This window comes from Paenibacillus riograndensis SBR5 (genome assembly GCF_000981585.1).
Classification (GTDB): Bacteria; Bacillota; Bacilli; order Paenibacillales; family Paenibacillaceae; genus Paenibacillus_AQ; species Paenibacillus_AQ riograndensis.
The window spans coordinates 154,023-170,085 of the sequence record NZ_LN831776.1 but is presented as its reverse complement, the minus strand read 5'-3'; the positions used below and the strand labels follow the sequence as shown (position 1 = coordinate 170,085).

Sequence of the window (16,063 nt, the reverse complement as noted above, 5' to 3'; positions counted from 1 at the left end):
GTATATCCTCCTTAGGGTCAGATATTTTCCGTAAAAGGCGGCAAAACGTCGCCTGCCGCCCCGTCCTGCGGGAACCCGCATACTTGATGAATACGCCGCGCGTACCGGCTTACCATGGAAACCGAAACGCTGTAGCACTGGGCAGCCTCACGATAGGTAAGCGGATAGCCGTGCAGCTTGGCGGTTAAATATTCCAGAGCCGCACACCAGCCGGCAGTATGCCTAAACAAGGGGACATCCGGGTAGAGACGGCTGATGAACTGCTTCCAGAGGAGCTCGGCATCCTTCTTCAGAACGGCATCATAACGCCGGTCCATCACGGCAGCTGTCTGGTCAATAACCCGCTGCCAGTCCTCTTTCCATTCCGGCAGTCCCTTATACCCTGGCACAGCCGGTTCCTGAACGGCATTCTGGATCGCGCTCTCCTCAGGCCTGCCCCCGATCAGCCGCTGCAGGCCGAGAAGCGCACTCTCCTGAAGCGGCTCCTGCCCCCCGGCTCCCTTAAGCACCTCGGACAGTTCATCGTCCCCGATCCAGCGGAGCGCCTCTGTCACCTGAAGCTTCGTACTTGCATCGCCGTAACGCAGCGCCCAGAAGAACGAAGCGCGCAGCAGCGGATTATTCCGCACCTCTTCCGAGAAGCTGTCCATGTTGTTCTTCCACTGCTTGAGCTGCTCCTGAAAAGGCAGCTGATAATTATAGCTTACCGGAGGCAGCGGCCGGCCCTCGGCCTGTGCCAGCTGTAGCTGGGACAGGAAAAACTTCGGTACTGCCGACTCAGGGTCCAGCTTCGCGGCCATCTGCCAGCAGCGTACCGCCTCGCTCACAAATCCGCTGTTGCTTGCCGCCGCCGCGCAGTAATGGTACAAGCTGGCATCACCACCGACCTCTTCATCCTTCAACAGGCGGCGGAAGTGTCCGTAGGCCGTTCTGTGCTTGCCCAGAATCCCCATCGTTGTAGCCATTTTGAATACATGCTCCTGGTGAAAAGGCACTGTGGCTTCCAGCATGCCCACCAGCCCCGCCAGCTGCTCCCGGTCGCCCGCATACTGCAGGAAAATAGCCATGTTGCATAGTGCATGGAGATTGCCCGGGTCTTGCGCAAGCACTTCGTCAAGGCATTCCTTGGCTTTGGCAAAGCGGCCCATGTAGAAATAGGCAAGAGCCAGATTGTTATGCGCCGCGAGGAAATCGGGGATGTTCTGCACAATTTCTTCAAGCAGCGTGACTGCTTGCGGAAACTTTCCTTCCTCGAGCAGGCTGCGTGCTCTGTCGTGCTCCACTACACCTTCCCGGCTGCGGATCCGGACCAGCGGAGCCGGACGGTTCAGCTCATATTGCAGCAGCTCCATCAGTTCTTCAGACTCGGCTATGAACTCTCCGTTCGCATCCTCCTGAAGATAGGTGACCAGACTGCGCTCGGCCTCTTCAAAGCTTTCCATATTTGCATAGTTATTAGCCATATAGAAGTGGCATTCCGTCATAGAGGGGTCAACTTCCTCCAAAACATGGGTCAAAATGTCGTTGGAAGCCTCATATTTGCCCATCTCGGATAATATACCCGCCATATTGCAATGATTCACCGGGTTTTCCGGTTCATATTCAACAGCTTTGCGAAAATTCTTCAATGCCTTATCATATTGAAAGCGGTCCAATGACCGTACGGCTCTTTCAAAGAAAAAATTGGCATCCAGAGTAACGGGAATCACGTTGCCATTCTCCACGTCATTCTCTGAAGTTCTCTCAATCATGGAAGCAAGGCACCTCCCTTTGTAAGCTTCCTTATCCTCACGAAAAATAGGAGAGCGGCGGTAAATCTCTGCCTTGGCTCCCATTTAAGTACCGTCGTTGCCATTTATGGTCCCGACTGTCTCCAAACAGTATACCACAGTTGACTGGGGGATTCTCAAGCTCGGAAGGAAGTCTCCAGGAGGTAAAAGCTTGAAAAACCATCCCAACCCATCCGGCATGATTGATTTACCCCGCCCGCTTCTTGTCTCTCCATAAAGAAGACGCAGGAACCTAAATTCCCGCGTCTATGAACAGCTTGTCAATGGAACCGCCTTCGATAATAATGCGTGTGGCTTCAGCCAGCATAGGCGCTACGGAGAGCACAGTGAAGCGGCTGGAATGATCATCCGGCAGCGCAATAGAATCGGTAACGACAATTTCATCTATATTAGGGTGAACCATACGGCTCAAGGCGTCTCCGGAAAAAAGACCATGGGTGGCACAAACGATGCTGTTCCTGGCCCCCCGCTCCTTCAGGCCTTCCACCACATTCACAATCGTCGTTCCCGTATCAATCAGGTCCTCGATAATGATGGGCGTCCGTCCTTCTACATCGCCAATCACATGCGTAATTACCGATTCGTTGTGAGCCGGGCGTTTCTTGATCATAATGGCAAACGGCGAATCCAGACGGCTGGCCAGCTTCTCGGCCATGGAGGCACGGCCCGCATCCGGTGACACAACCACCAGGTCGGATAAGCCCTTCACCTTCAGATATCCGCTAATCAGATCAAGTGCCGTCAAGTGATCCACCGGAATGTTGAAAAAGCCTTGAATCGCCGCCGCATGCAGATCAATCGTAATCACACGGGTGGCTCCTGCGGTCGTAAGCACATCGGCCACCATCTTGGCTGAAATCGGCTCGCGCGGCGCAGATTTCCGCTCCTGCCGGGCATAGCCGTAATAAGGCACGATAATATTAACCGTTCTCGCCGATGCGCGTTTGGCGGCATCGATCATGACCAGCAGCTCTACGAACAGCTCATTTATGGGATGGGCGAGGGATTGCACCAAAAATACGTCACAGTTCCGGATGCTCTCTTCATAATGCACATAAATCTCGCCGCTCTTGAAGCGGGTCAGCTTAATCTGGCCCAGCGGGGCACCCAGACGCTCCGCAATATCTGCGGCCAGCTTCGGATTCGACGAACCGGAAAAAATACGCAATTGATGCATAGTGCCCTCCTGGGGATCAAAATTTATAGTTCAAACGGGACCAATGTGCGGACACGCCCCTCAAACACTGCCAGCCTGCGGAACCCTGTGCGCCACAGCAGGCTGCGCGCTTCCTGCAGGCCGTCTCCCAGCTTCAAGGGATCATGGGCGTCAGAGCCAAGGGTGAGCGGGATGCCCAGCTCCAGCGCCTGCTGGAGCACATGCTCCGCGGGGAACATCTCCGCGCAGGGCTTGGTAAGCCCTGAAGCGTTGAGTTCCATCGCTATGCCGCTGCCGGCTATTGCCTTCAGCGCTTCCAGCTCCAGTGCCCGCACCTCGGCCTTGCCCTCCTGTGTCTGTGGACCGTAGCCAAACCGTTTGATAACATCCATATGTCCTATAATATCATATAATCCCGATAACGCCGACTTCCGCACCGCATCATAATACCGGCGGTAGACCTCCATCACATCCCGGCCTTCCCAGCCTCCGGTCTGGCGAAAGTCCGTGATATCCCATTCTCCGAGAAAATGCACCGACCCGATCAGATAATCCCACGGATACGGTGACAAAAGCTCGCGGATTTGCTCCTCATACCCTTCGATATAATCGGCTTCCAGCCCGACCCGCAGCTCAATTCTCCCGCGATAGCGTTCTTTCAGATTCAAACATTCTTCAACGTAACGGGGAAGCTCAGACAGCGGCATAGCCATCTCAGGATAGTAGCTCTCGGGGTCCACATGGATAAGCGGCAGGTGGTCCGACAGTCCGAGCTGCTCCAGTCCCAGTTCAATCCCCCGCTGAACATATTCTTCTAATGTCCCTACCGCGTGGCCGCAGCGTTCATGGTGGGTATGATAATCAATACGCATGCTGAAGGCTCCTTCCTAATCGCGGCGGGGCCGTTCATGGCGGAGGCTCAGCTCATCCATAATCTCATCCAGCGGCAGCTTGCGCTCCTGCAGCAGCACCAGCAGATGATAGATCAGGTCGCTGACCTCGAGGCGCAGCTCGGCATTATCTTTATTTTTGGCAGCGATGATCGTTTCGGAAGCTTCTTCGCCTACCTTTTTAAGAATCTTGTCAACCCCCTTGTCGAACAGGTAGGTCGTATAGGCGCCTTCCGGACGCTCAGCTTCCCGCTCGGCAATCACTCGTTCCAGCTCGCCCAGTACCGCAAACCGCGCACTGTCGTTCAGCCCTGGCCGGGCAGAGACTGCTTCCGGGCCTCCCTTAGCCCCTTTTGCTGCTGCAGGATTGCTCAGCGGAAGCTCGCGGAAGAAACAGGAGGTTTCTCCTGTATGACATGCCGGCCCTTCCGGTACCACCTTCACCAGCAGCGTATCGCTGTCGCAGTCATAATGAATCGAAGTAATGGCCTGGGTATTACCCGAGGTCCCTCCCTTATGCCACAGCTCGCCGCGCGAACGGCTCCAGAACCAGGTCTGCCCGCTCTCCAGCGAGAGCTGCAGCGATTCTTTGTTCATATAGGCAAACATTAAGACTTCCAGGCTGTCCGCATCCTGCACTACGGCAGGCAGCAGTCCGGCTTCATTCCAGCGGATGCCCTCCAGCACCTCTTGCTGGCTTAAGACTTTGTTTTGTTCGGCTTCGCTCATCGGATCTCTACCCCTTTTTGCTTCAGATCTGCTTTTAAATCAGGAATGGCAATCTCTTTATAGTGAAAAATCGTCGCCGCCAGTCCCGCATCGGCTTTGCCTTCGGTAAATACATCATAAAAATGCTCCATCTTTCCCGCTCCCCCGGAGGCAATTACAGGAATGGTGAGCAGGTCGCTGACCGCTGCGGTCAGCTTCAGATCGAAGCCGTCCTTGGTGCCGTCCGCATCCATGCTGGTCAGCAGAATTTCGCCCGCTCCCAGCTTCTCGGCCTCCTTGGCCCAGGCCAGCGCACGGATTCCCGTAGGCTTGCGTCCGCCGTGCGTGTATACTTCCCATTCGCCCCAAGCCTCATTATATTTGGCATCCATCGCCACTACAATGCACTGCGCGCCGAAACGGCGAGCTCCTTCAAGAATGAGCTGCGGATTGTTGACAGCTGCGGTATTGATGCCGATTTTGTCCGCACCGGCACGCAGGATGCGCTTCATATCCTCCGCTGTGGAGATCCCTCCGCCTACTGTGAACGGAATGGCGATTTCACCGGCGGTCTGCCGCACAACTTCCACCATCGTGGCCCGGCCTTCGACAGAAGCGGAAATATCGAGAAACACAAGCTCATCTGCGCCCTCCCGGTCATACAGTGCCGCCAGCTCCACCGGATCCCCGGCATCGCGCAGATTCACAAAATTCACGCCCTTGACTACCCGCCCGTCCTTCACATCCAGACAGGGAATGATGCGTTTGGCTAACATGAAATAACCCCTTTCTATAGTTTTCGAGTGAAAACTTTTTTCGATCCAACTCTGTCGATCCCCCTAAGAAATTTCGATCCCCCTAAAAGTTTTCGATCCCCCTAAATCCCCCTTAGCCAAGGGGGACCCCAAGGGCCCCGGCCCTCTGGACACCCGGACGGCTGGCGTGGGCGGAGGTTGTGCGTTCCCGGGCGACTGTGAGCTATAGAGCGCTAACCCCTGCGGGGCCGCTTCAACGGCAGAGCACCTGCAAGGGTAAAACAACTGCAAAAGGCATTACAAATGCTAAAGGCAATACAGCTGCAAAGGCATTACACCTTTAAGGGCAAAACACCTTTAAAACCTAAGACCGTAAAACATTATAAGTGCATTATGACTTGAACAGGAGATTTGAAAGCTTGGGGAACGCAATACAGTTCATTAGGAACTAAAGCTAAGTGGAAAAAGTAAAACTAATTTGCTGAAATTCCGGCTACAGCAGGTTTTAGTTGGATTTTGTACACCTAATTCATGCATATTTATCCTACACATCCGCTTTTAGCTGAATTAGTTTAGTGATACTTTTTCCAACATAGGCTTCTCCATAAGTTGAATGATCCCGATTAGTGGTACTTTTTCCAACATAGCCTTCTCCATAAGCCATACGATCTCGATTAGTGATACTTTTTCCAACATAGGTTACTCCATAAGCCGAATAAGCCCGATTGTGATCCCTTTTCCCACTAGGGTGACTGCTCTGTTCATAAGCTCGTTTAATTCAATCTCTATAGATCAAAAAACAAGTACCAGCCCAAAAACACTCGTTCAAACCGAAAAACAAACCTTCGTGTTCCACGTTTTGGCCCCTGGCGGGGTCGGCGGCTCGCACCGCCTGCGAAATGCTAGTAATGGTACGCCTAACTGCATCTGTGTGAGCATTAAACAAACTTTGACCCCGGCTTGAGCGTCAAACTCAACATGATTGCACTTTGTACAACAGATAACACATAAATCAGCCAAAAAATCCAAACTACTGCACTCTGTACAGCAGAATCGAGCCAAAATGGCAATTTAGACCAGATTCTCTGAAATCAATTGCACGAAATACAGCAGAAGGCGATCATACGCATAACAGTGAGCTTTCTATTGCAGAAAGTGCAATCATTTCATAAACGCCTAGTCAACCAACATGACCTTGAGGGCCTAACTGCATAACGTACAATTATTTACTCGGCTTTTAGGCAGTCCATTAGTTTAAATGTATTTCGTACAACTAAATTTCGGCAATCTCCCGCACATGGTCTATCCACCTATTTATAGCTGTACGAAATGCAATTAAAGTTCCCTTCAGACCCTTTCAACTGAAATTAAATGTACGAAATACAGTTAAGCTTCCCACGAAATCCAGAAGGTAAGAGAACACAAGTAGCTCCTGAATATATCCGAAAAAAATTCATGCGGGTAGGTGAACATCGCGGCGCTCTGCAGCCCTATAACCTCTGCCTACTTGCTGTCCAGTGCCTGAAGCGCTTCGGCCAGATCAATATTGCCGGTGTACAGCGCTTTGCCGACAATTGCGCCGCCGATACCGCTGCCGCTATGTACGCTCAGACGCAGCAGGTCGTCCAGACTCGTTACACCGCCCGAAGCAATAACGGTTTTGCCGCTGGTGGCAGCCATGGACAGGATACCCTCGATGTTGGGTCCCTGCATCATACCGTCGCGTGAGATGTCGGTGTAGATGAAAGTTTCAGCCCCTTTGGAGGCCAGCTCCTTGGCCAAGTCCTCCGCCCGCACCTCGGAGGTGTTCAGCCAGCCATGAGTGGCTACATAACCACCCCGGGCATCAATGCCGATCGCAACCTTGTCACCGTATTTGGCAAGCACAGCCTCTGTGAACGCATGATCGTTAATAGCCGCAGTACCGATAATGACCCGGCTGACGCCGAGACCCAGCAGCTTCTCCACATCCGCAAGCGTACGGAGCCCTCCGCCTACCTGCACTGGGACGCCCGCGTTTTTGGCAATCGCCCCGATGATGGCATCATTCACCGGATGTCCGGCTTTGGCCCCGTCCAAATCGACGAGATGAATAAATTTCCCGCCCTGTTCTTCCCACGATTTGGCCACGCTCACCGGGCTGTCATTGTATATGGTTTCCTGATTGTAGTCACCCTGCTGCAGTCTGACGCATTTTCCATCCCGGATATCAATTGCCGGATATACGATAAAAGAAGACATGTGGCGCTCCCACTTTCGTTACAATATAGTTATAGCGGGCTTACGCCCGCGGGCCCTTCAGTTTCAAAAAATTGCCCAGCAGCTTCATCCCCAGCTCTCCGCTTTTCTCCGGATGAAACTGCATGCCGTAAACATTCTCCCGGCCTACAATAGCCGTAACCGGATGCCCGTAATCTGTGACAGCAAGCAGATCGCTCTGCTGTGCCATGATGGCATGGAAGGAATGGACAAAATATACATGCCCTGCTTCAAGCCCCGTGAACAGCGGACTCTGTGGCTGCAGAAAGTCCAGCTTGTTCCAGCCCATATGCGGCACTTTGTAGCCCTCACGGGGAGCAAAACGTACCACCGAGCCGGGCAGAAGATTTAAGCCTTCATGAGTGCCGTATTCTTCGCTGCTGCTGAACAGCAGCTGCATGCCGAGGCATATCCCCAGCAAAGGCTGTCCTGAGGCCGCGGCTTCTTGGACCACAGCATCCAGCCCGCTCTCCCGCAGATGCTCCATCGCATCGCCAAACGCACCGACTCCCGGCAGAATGACGCTATCAGCAGCCAGAATCTCCCCGGCCTTCCCCGTCACAAGACTTTTATACCCGAGTCGTTCCACCGCCTTGCTGACACTATGCAGATTGCCCATGCCGTAATCGACGATTGCAACCGTCATCTACAGCACTCCCTTCGTGGAAGGCACACCCTTCACGCGCGGGTCAATCAGTGTGGCTTCATCCAGCGCCCGTCCCAGCGCCTTGAATACCGCTTCGATCATATGATGAGTATTGGAGCCGTAGTGTACGATTACATGCAGCGTAATCCGTGCTTCCAGCGCGAACTTCCACAGAAATTCATGCACCAGCTCTGTTGAAAAGCTGCCCACCTGCTGTGAAGGATACGTTGCCCGGTACTCAAAATGCGGCCGGTTGCTGATGTCGATGACCACTTGAGCCAGCGCCTCATCCATAGGGATGAAGACATTGGCGTAGCGTTTGATGCCTTTTTTGTCACCCAGCGCTTCACGGAATGCCTGGCCCAGACAGATGCCAATGTCTTCTACCGTGTGGTGGTCATCAATGTCGATGTCGCCCCGCGCCTGCACAGACAGATCGAACTGGCCGTGCTTCGTGAATAAATCCAGCATATGATTCAGAAACGGCACATCCGTCTCCAGCTCCGAGACCCCGCTGCCATCTACGGCCAGGGACAGCTTAATATCCGTTTCGTTAGTTTTGCGGCTGAGTCCAGCCTTGCGCACAGCTCCAGCCTCGTTATTACTCTCCATTCCCGTCTCCACCCTTCGCTTCGTTCTGTAGTCGGATCTCTATTGCCCGCGCATGGCCTTCCAGCCCCTCGCGCCGGGCCAGTTCTATAATCGTTGCCCCGTCCTGCAGCAGTGCTTCTTTGCTGTAATAGATCAGGCTGGATTTCTTAATGAAATCATCCACATCTACCGGCGACGAGAACCGCGCTGTGCCGTTGGTCGGAATAATATGGTTCGGCCCGGCAAAATAATCCCCCACCGGCTCCGAGCTGTACGGTCCCAGGAATACGGCTCCGGCATTCTCGATGCTGCCCAGCAGGCCCATCGGGTCCTCTGTAACAATCTCCAGATGCTCCGGCGCCAGCCGGTTCACTACGGAGATTCCCTCTGCCAGCGAGTCCACGACGATGATCGCGCCGTAGTTGTCTACGGAAGCGCGGGCGATCGCCTCGCGCGGAAGCTCCCGCAGCTGCCGTTCCACTTCGGCAGCGACTGCCTCCGCCAAGCGCTGCGATGGCGTGACCAGGATGGCCGAGGCCATTTCGTCGTGCTCGGCCTGCGAGAGCAGGTCGGCCGCGACGTAGGCGGCCTCGGCGGTATCGTCGGCGAGCACGACGATCTCGCTCGGTCCGGCGATGCTGTCGATGTCGACAGCGCCGTAGACCTCGCGTTTGGCCAGGGCTACGTAGATGTTCCCTGGCCCGCAGATCTTATCGACCGGCGCGATGGACGCCGTGCCGAAGGCCAGTGCGGCGATCGCCTGCGCGCCGCCCACGCGGTAGATCTCGTTCACGCCGGCTTCGGCGGCGGCCACGAGAATGTAAGGATCGATGCCCTCCGTGCCGCCCGTCGACGGCGGAGTGACCATCACGATCTCCGGAACGCCGGCGATCTGGGCCGGAATGACGTTCATCAGCACCGAGGACGGATAGGCCGCCTTGCCGCCGGGAACATAGACGCCCACGCGTTTCAGCGGGCGGATGATCTGGCCGAGGATCGTGCCGTCCGGCTGCAGATCCATCCAGGAATTGCGTTTCTGCCGGGCATGAAACGCCCGGATATTGGCTGCGGCGGCGCGGATCGCCGTCACGAAGGATTCCTCCACCCGGCCATACGCCGCCTGGAGCTCCTCCTCCGTCACACGCAGCCCGGCAGCCGTGAGTGCCGCACCGTCAAAACGCTCCGTATAGCGGAGCAGTGCGGCATCGCCTTCCTGTTTGATATCGGCCACGATTTCCTTCACAGCCTTATTCTGCTCAGGCGTTCCGTATTCCACTTCACGCTGAAGCTTAAATTCCTTACTCGATTGAACCTTCACCGCTGCTTCCCCCTTTTGCTCCTTAGCGCTCTACTCCGCCTGTTGCCAGTCCCGGTCCGGTGATAACCGCCTGCAGGCGGTCGCACAGCTGCTGAATCTCTTCATTCTTCATCCGGTAGCTTACACGGTTGGCCACAAGCCGGCTCGTAATCTCGAAGATGCTCTTCATCTCCACCAGTCCGTTATCCTTCAGCGTCTGTCCGGTCTCCACCATATCGACGATACGGTCGGCAAGGCCGATCAGCGGCGCAAGCTCAATGGAGCCGTTCAGCTTCACAACCTCCACCTGCTGCCCCTGTTCGCGGAAATAACGCGAGGCCACATTCGGATATTTTGTCGCCACCCGCTGCTGAATGCCCGGCTGCCAGTTCGGCAGGCCGATAATCGACATCCGGCAGCGCGCGATTCCCAAATCCAGCAGCTCGTAGACGTCGCGGTTCTCCTCCAGCAGCACATCCTTGCCCACAATGCCGATATCTGCTACTCCATATTCCACATAAGTCGGTACATCCACCGGCTTGGCCAGGATGAACTCCATTCCCGCTTCCGGCAAGGATATCACCAGCTTGCGCGACTCTTCGCCATCCGGCGGAATCGGCAGTCCCGCTTGGCGGAACAGCTCCGCCGCTTTATTGTAAATCCGCCCTTTCGGCATGGCCACCTTCAATATCTGCGACATGATCATAGACCTCCATTTCCATATCCTTGCCTATATATAGGTCGAACCTGATATTCTATCAATCCAGAATGCTATATAAGTTGAACTTTAATTTTACATTGTGGGGTGTGGTCGTCACTGCAGGGAATGTTTGGACTTCCAGCCGCTGTTGTCGTAAGAATTTCTTGATTGGAACCGCCTTTTGCGGTTGAAATCCGGTGACTGATTATGCTTCCGATGCTAGCTTTCCTACGGAAAGCTTTCAGGCGGACGCTACCGCTCTGTAAGTATCCAAACTTCCCCTCCGCACTTCTACCCTTTTTATGAATTCTTTAAGTTTAACTTATATAGAGGCACCCTGCTGCTTCGGCACATTTCATCCCGGTAACCTTACTCACCCTCTTCTCAGCCGTGCTCGCTGACAAAAGACACAAACGTATAAATCTCCCCGTACTTGTCGCCCTCCGCTTCAACCGTATCCGTGTCCAGACGCTTCACCGTTTTGAGATCGCCGGGCTCTGCCGCCAGCCGCGTCACTACCACATGCCCTTCAGCCCGCAGACGCGCCGCCTCCGCCAGGCCTTCTTTGCGCCTTGGAGCGTCATACTGGATCAGAATCGGCAGCTCTTCCTCTTCCGGCACACCGGATACACCGTCCAGAATACGGTTCGTCTTCAAGGAGAAGCCCGTCGAAGGAACAGGGCGTCCGAACTGCTGCAGCAGATTGTCATAACGGCCGCCGCTGCATACCGGAAATCCCAGCTCCGAGGCGTAGCCCTCGAAGGTCATGCCTGTATAATAGGAGAAGTCGCCGATCATCGTCAGGTCAATCAGCACATGCTGTGAAACCCCGTATGACACCAGCACTTCCCACACCTTGCATAGATGCTCAATGGAGGCCCGGGCCAGCGGATGGCTGCTGAGCTCAAGCGCCTGGCCGCAGATTTCCTTGCCTCCCCGCAGCCGCAGCAGCCCGTCCAGCTCATTCTTCTGCGCCTCGGACAGCTCCAGACGCCGCAGTGTCTCGCGGAACGCCACATAATCGCGGTTCAGCAGATGGCTCTTAAGCTCCTCCTGCGCGTCAGGAAGACCGGCAACCGCCTCTTGGAACAGCCCGTCGAGGAAGCCGACATGCCCCATGGCGATTTTGAAGGACTTCACACCGGCGGCCTGCAGCGAGGAAATTGCCAGTGCCACAACCTCGGCATCCGCCTCCGGTGAATCGTCTCCGACCAGCTCAACCCCGGTCTGAAAAAATTCCGCCTCCCGCCCCGCTTCCTCCTCAATCGCCCGGAACACGTTGGCGTGATAAGACAAGCGGAGCGGCAGCGGCTCGTCTTTTAACAGAGAGGAAACCACACGCGCCACCGGCGCTGTCATCTCGGAGCGCAGCACCAGGGCTTGCCCGCGGTTATTAAGCAATTTATAGAGCTTCTGGTCCGATGTGGAGCTGGCCACGCCGACCGTGTCGTAGTATTCCAAAGTGGGCGTAATCATCTGCCGGTACCCCCAGCGGCTCATGCAGTGCAGCACATCCTTCTCAATCTTGCGCAGCTTGGTCACTGCACGCGGGAGATAGTCACGCACGCCGGCCGGCTTCTCGAATCCCTTGGGTTTGGACATCTTCATTGGTCACCTCATCAGATATCTTCAATAATGTAGACGAACACTTTATTATGGTAAAGTGGTAGCAAAGTAAAGTAGTGGCAATATCGTATCACGGACCACCCTTTACGTCAATTGACCTTTGTTATATAGAATAGCATTTATTGCTTACATATAGAGTGAAGTTAAGATTTTTATATATTGCGCCTTCCTTCACCTGAATATGAACCGCTTACAAAATTACTCTTTACAAAGTATTAACCCCAGTAGTAAGATACAAACTAAGTTGTATACAAGTACACAAGTTAATCACTATTTTCTGTTAAGGAGTGAATGGCATTGAAATTAGGTATGATCGGACTGGGCAAGATGGGTTACAACCTGGCACTGAACCTGCTGAACCATGGGCATGATCTTGTGGTAAGCGATATCAATCCGCAAAGGGGACTGCAATTGGCCGAGCGCGGGGCGCTTCCCGCTTCATCCCTGGAGGATATGGTCACGAAGCTGGAGCATCCCCGAATTCTCTGGGTCATGGTTCCGGCCGGAGAGATCGTAACAGGAGTTATTGACACCCTTGCCGGGCTGCTTGAAGCAGGCGATATCATCATCGACGGCGGGAATTCCCATTATAAAGAATCCATCGTGCGCTCAGGGAAGCTGCGTGAACGGGGCATTTATTTGTTTGACGCCGGCACATCCGGGGGAACGGAAGGCGCGGAGCATGGTGCTTGTTTCATGGTTGGCGGTGATGCTGAAGTATTCACAGTAATTGAGCCCTTATTCCGCGATCTGGCAGTGGAGCGGGGGTATCTCTACTCGGGGGAAAGCGGCAGCGGCCATTTTCTGAAAATGGTCCACAACGGCATTGAGTACGGGATGATGCAGTCGATTGCCGAGGGCTTTGAGCTGCTGGAGAAAAGCAGTTTTGACTATAACTATGAGAATGTCGCACAATTGTGGTCAAACGGCTCTGTGATCCGCGGCTGGCTGATGGAGCTTGCGCAGAATGCTTTTGCCAAAGACCCGAAGCTCTCCGGTATACGCGGGGTGATGCACAGCTCCGGAGAAGGAAAATGGACGGTTCAAACCGCTCTTGATCTTGAAACCAGCACACCGGTTATTGCCCTATCGCTTCTGATGCGGTACCGTTCCCTGGAGGACGATACTTTCCATGGCAAAGTAGTCGCCGCCCTCCGTAATGAATTCGGCGGCCACGCCGTTGTGCAGGGGGAACAATAACTTCATAACTGCAAAATGAGCTCCGTGCAGGACAAAAGGCATGTTAAACTGATGGAACCGTGAAGACATTGTATGCTAAAATTAAGGGAATGCCAGGACTTAGCTTACAACTAATCACATAGAGGAGTCGTTTTACATGCATTATCCTGCCACTTGGCTGCAAGGAGCCTCCCTTGGAGAATCGATTGCCTGTGAACTCAGGCTGCAAATTATTAATGAACACATCAAACCGGGCGAGGTGCTTTCCGAGAACCGGATTGCTGCCGATTTTGGGACCAGCCGTTCCCCTGTCAGGGAAGCGCTTAAATCCTTGTCTGGCGAGGGACTGATCCGTCTGGAAAGAATGGGAGCCGTAGTGGTGGGCCTGAATATCAAGGACGTCAAAGAGTTGTATGATGTGCGCTACCTCATCGAGAGTTTTGCCCAGCAAAGACTGGCCGTTAATATACAGGATGCCTTAATCCAGCAGCTTGAACAATCCATCGACAAGATGAAGCTGGCCGTCAAACACAATGATTATGTGGAGTTTGCGCTCCAGGACTTTTCTTTTCACGAAGCTATTGTCACAGAAGCCAATCACACCCGGATTCTTCACCTGTGGAACAGCATCCGCTACATCGTGATGACCGTCATTCTGATTACTACAGAAAAAGGCTTCACCCTCGGGGAAGCACGCATGAATTGGGTGGCAGATAAACACCGGACGGTTGTAGAGGCCCTTCGTTCAGGAGATCCTGAGACTATACACAAGGTGGTTAAGGAGTATTTCGCCGACTCTGGAGAAACGCTGATTCGCAGCCTTCCCTAAATACTCTTCTTTCAGCAAAGGCCCGCCTTTGTTTTGATCATGTTGTCGACAAGTATACAAATAGATTATTTTATTGAAAGCGCTCAATCTGGTTATCCTACAACTTAAGCTATGTGCTACACGTGAAACCACAATAGAGAGGACACGCTCACTATGGATAGTTTATTCGGACTTAGTCATAATGCGACATTGCTTATCTGGACATTGCTTGTCATTGTTTTTCTGGTTATGCTTATCGCCAGATTCAAGTGGAACCCGTTCGTCACGCTGCTTCTCTCTGCCTTGGCCCTTGGCTTGCTTGCAGGGATGGAGTACCCGTCTTTGATCAAGTCGATTACCGGCGGGCTTGGCGGAACACTGGGCACGATCGCGATTGTTATAGGCCTAGGTACGATGCTGGGAAAAATGATGGCCGAATCCGGCGGTGCGGAGCGAATTGCGGATACGCTGGTTGACCGTTTTGGAGAGAAAAGGGTCCACTACGCTATGATGCTGGTAGGTTTTGTTGTCGGAATCCCCGTATTTTTTGAAGTTGGCTTAATTCTGCTGATCCCCGTGGTCTTTATGGTGGCACGCAAAACAAAAATGCCGCTCCTGCAAATCGGAATCCCGATTCTGGCCGGCTTGTCCACCGTCCACGGCCTTGTGCCGCCGCATCCGGCGCCTATGATTGCCATTGGTGCCTACGGTGCAAATTTGGGTAAAACGATTCTGTATTCCATGATTGTAGGTCTGCCCACGGCGATTATTGCCGGACCGTTATTCGGTAAATTCATAGGCAAACGGATACGCGTGGAGCCTCCCCGGGAGCTGGCTGAGCAATTCGCCGCCAAAAGCGTCCGGGAACTTCCCGGTTTCGGGATTACTCTGTTAACGATTCTATTGCCCGTTATATTGATGCTAATGGGATCAGTTGCTGATATTATAGATCCTGAGGCCTCTAGCGCCTTTACGCCTTTTGCCAAATTTATCGGACATGAGATCATTGCACTGCTTATCGCAGCCGTTTTTTCCTTCTTCTCGCTGGGTTTTGCACGCGGCTTCAAGAAAGAAGAAATCTCCCGTTTTACAAGTGAATGTCTGGCACCGACAGCTTCCATTATTCTGATTATCGGGGGCGGCGGAGCGTTCAAGCAGGTGTTGATCGACAGCGGAGTCGGCGGAGCCATTGCGGCTTTGGCCACCCAAACCCATGTAAATATAATATTTTTCGCATGGCTGATTGCTGCCTTGATCCGAGTAGCTACCGGTTCAGCCACTGTGGCCATGACTACTGCTGCCGGCATCATCGCTCCTGTCCTTGCCGTAACCCCTGGTGTGAACATCGAATTGGCAGTGCTTGCTACGGGTGCCGGATCGCTGGTCTTATCCCATGTCAATGATGCCGGCTTCTGGATGATCAAAGAATTTTTTGGCATGTCTGTCGTACAGACCTTAAAATCATGGACGGTGATGGAAACCATTCTCTCCGTAGTGGGTCTAACCTTCATCATGATTCTCAGCATCTTTGTCTAAAGCACTGCCAATACCTTATACTTTTTACATCTCTAGCATATCAGGATAGCGGAACGGGGCGGCTGCAGGTTTACCCGGCCCGCTTTCCTTATTTTCATCAGAAAGAAGGTCTGAGAATTGGG

General features: G+C 53.6%; 14 protein-coding genes. 3 read left to right on the top strand and 11 right to left on the bottom strand.

Annotated features, from left to right (window positions below):
- Positions 1–17: 17 nt before the first annotated feature.
- The 11 genes from PRIO_RS00820 to PRIO_RS00770 form a co-directional block, all read right to left on the bottom strand.
- Complete coding sequence (locus tag PRIO_RS00820; RefSeq protein ID WP_020425602.1) at positions 18–1,751, bottom strand: tetratricopeptide repeat protein; 1,734 nt, start codon at positions 1,749–1,751, stop codon at positions 18–20.
- Positions 1,752–2,022: 271 nt separating this feature from the next.
- Entirely contained in the window at positions 2,023–2,967 is a 945-nt protein-coding gene (locus PRIO_RS00815) for a ribose-phosphate diphosphokinase (RefSeq protein ID WP_020425603.1), read from the bottom strand.
- 23 nt (positions 2,968–2,990) lie between these two features.
- The gene (gene hisJ, locus PRIO_RS00810) at positions 2,991–3,818 is read right to left on the bottom strand and encodes a histidinol-phosphatase HisJ (RefSeq protein ID WP_020425604.1); all 828 of its coding nucleotides are present in this window, start codon (positions 3,816–3,818) and stop codon (positions 2,991–2,993) included.
- A gap of 15 nt (positions 3,819–3,833) precedes the next feature.
- Complete coding sequence (gene hisIE, locus PRIO_RS00805) at positions 3,834–4,565, bottom strand: bifunctional phosphoribosyl-AMP cyclohydrolase/phosphoribosyl-ATP diphosphatase HisIE (RefSeq protein WP_020425605.1); 732 nt, start codon at positions 4,563–4,565, stop codon at positions 3,834–3,836.
- On the bottom strand, positions 4,562–5,320 hold the full coding sequence (hisF, locus tag PRIO_RS00800) for an imidazole glycerol phosphate synthase subunit HisF (protein WP_020425606.1): 759 nt from the start codon (positions 5,318–5,320) through the stop codon (positions 4,562–4,564). The genes hisIE and hisF overlap by 4 nt, the downstream gene beginning before the upstream one ends.
- A gap of 1,482 nt (positions 5,321–6,802) precedes the next feature.
- Positions 6,803–7,540, bottom strand: coding sequence for a 1-(5-phosphoribosyl)-5-[(5-phosphoribosylamino)methylideneamino]imidazole-4-carboxamide isomerase (hisA, locus tag PRIO_RS00795; protein ID WP_020425608.1), 738 nt, complete (start codon positions 7,538–7,540; stop codon positions 6,803–6,805).
- 40 nt (positions 7,541–7,580) lie between these two features.
- Positions 7,581–8,204: an imidazole glycerol phosphate synthase subunit HisH gene (gene hisH, locus PRIO_RS00790; RefSeq protein ID WP_020425609.1), complete on the bottom strand. Its 624-nt coding sequence runs from the start codon at positions 8,202–8,204 to the stop codon at positions 7,581–7,583.
- Positions 8,205–8,816, bottom strand: coding sequence for an imidazoleglycerol-phosphate dehydratase HisB (gene hisB, locus PRIO_RS00785; protein ID WP_020425610.1), 612 nt, complete (start codon positions 8,814–8,816; stop codon positions 8,205–8,207).
- Positions 8,806–10,113 (bottom strand): histidinol dehydrogenase, encoded by a 1,308-nt coding sequence (gene hisD, locus PRIO_RS00780; protein WP_020425611.1) that lies wholly within the window; start codon positions 10,111–10,113, stop codon positions 8,806–8,808. Before hisD ends, hisB begins: the two co-directional genes overlap by 11 nt.
- A 22-nt stretch (positions 10,114–10,135) precedes the next feature.
- Positions 10,136–10,792 carry an ATP phosphoribosyltransferase gene (gene hisG, locus PRIO_RS00775; protein WP_020425612.1) on the bottom strand — a complete coding sequence of 219 codons (657 nt, stop codon included), beginning with the start codon at positions 10,790–10,792 and terminating at the stop codon, positions 10,136–10,138.
- Between the two features lie 384 nt (positions 10,793–11,176).
- On the bottom strand, positions 11,177–12,394 hold the full coding sequence (locus tag PRIO_RS00770; RefSeq protein ID WP_039785001.1) for an ATP phosphoribosyltransferase regulatory subunit: 1,218 nt from the start codon (positions 12,392–12,394) through the stop codon (positions 11,177–11,179).
- 321 nt (positions 12,395–12,715) lie between these two features.
- Between PRIO_RS00770 and gnd the strand changes: the two genes are divergently transcribed.
- The 3 genes from gnd to PRIO_RS00755 all read left to right on the top strand — a co-directional run bounded on the left by gnd (position 12,716) and on the right by PRIO_RS00755 (position 15,941).
- Positions 12,716–13,618 (top strand): phosphogluconate dehydrogenase (NAD(+)-dependent, decarboxylating), encoded by a 903-nt coding sequence (gene gnd / locus PRIO_RS00765; RefSeq protein ID WP_020425538.1) that lies wholly within the window; start codon positions 12,716–12,718, stop codon positions 13,616–13,618.
- A 136-nt stretch (positions 13,619–13,754) separates the two neighbouring features.
- Positions 13,755–14,426, top strand: coding sequence for a GntR family transcriptional regulator (locus tag PRIO_RS00760; protein ID WP_020425537.1), 672 nt, complete (start codon positions 13,755–13,757; stop codon positions 14,424–14,426).
- 153 nt (positions 14,427–14,579) lie between these two features.
- Complete coding sequence (locus PRIO_RS00755; RefSeq protein ID WP_020425536.1) at positions 14,580–15,941, top strand: GntT/GntP/DsdX family permease; 1,362 nt, start codon at positions 14,580–14,582, stop codon at positions 15,939–15,941.
- The last annotated feature ends 122 nt before the right edge of the window (positions 15,942–16,063 follow it).

What these genes read in the sequence shown, in the direction of transcription:
- hisIE (WP_020425605.1), bottom strand. Translation starts at nt 4,565, where the DNA reads ATGAGCGAAGCCGAACAAAACAAAGTCTTAAGCCAGCAAGAGGTGCTG.
- hisH (WP_020425609.1), bottom strand. Translation starts at nt 8,204, where the DNA reads ATGACGGTTGCAATCGTCGATTACGGCATGGGCAATCTGCATAGTGTC.
- hisA (WP_020425608.1), bottom strand. Translation starts at nt 7,540, where the DNA reads ATGTCTTCTTTTATCGTATATCCGGCAATTGATATCCGGGATGGAAAA.
- PRIO_RS00755 (WP_020425536.1), top strand. Translation starts at nt 14,580, where the DNA reads ATGGATAGTTTATTCGGACTTAGTCATAATGCGACATTGCTTATCTGG.
- hisG (WP_020425612.1), bottom strand. Translation starts at nt 10,792, where the DNA reads ATGTCGCAGATATTGAAGGTGGCCATGCCGAAAGGGCGGATTTACAAT.
- hisJ (WP_020425604.1), bottom strand. Translation starts at nt 3,818, where the DNA reads ATGCGTATTGATTATCATACCCACCATGAACGCTGCGGCCACGCGGTA.
- PRIO_RS00770 (WP_039785001.1), bottom strand. Translation starts at nt 12,394, where the DNA reads ATGTCCAAACCCAAGGGATTCGAGAAGCCGGCCGGCGTGCGTGACTAT.
- hisB (WP_020425610.1), bottom strand. Translation starts at nt 8,816, where the DNA reads ATGGAGAGTAATAACGAGGCTGGAGCTGTGCGCAAGGCTGGACTCAGC.
- hisF (WP_020425606.1), bottom strand. Translation starts at nt 5,320, where the DNA reads ATGTTAGCCAAACGCATCATTCCCTGTCTGGATGTGAAGGACGGGCGG.
- PRIO_RS00815 (WP_020425603.1), bottom strand. Translation starts at nt 2,967, where the DNA reads ATGCATCAATTGCGTATTTTTTCCGGTTCGTCGAATCCGAAGCTGGCC.
- PRIO_RS00760 (WP_020425537.1), top strand. Translation starts at nt 13,755, where the DNA reads ATGCATTATCCTGCCACTTGGCTGCAAGGAGCCTCCCTTGGAGAATCG.
- PRIO_RS00820 (WP_020425602.1), bottom strand. Translation starts at nt 1,751, where the DNA reads ATGATTGAGAGAACTTCAGAGAATGACGTGGAGAATGGCAACGTGATT.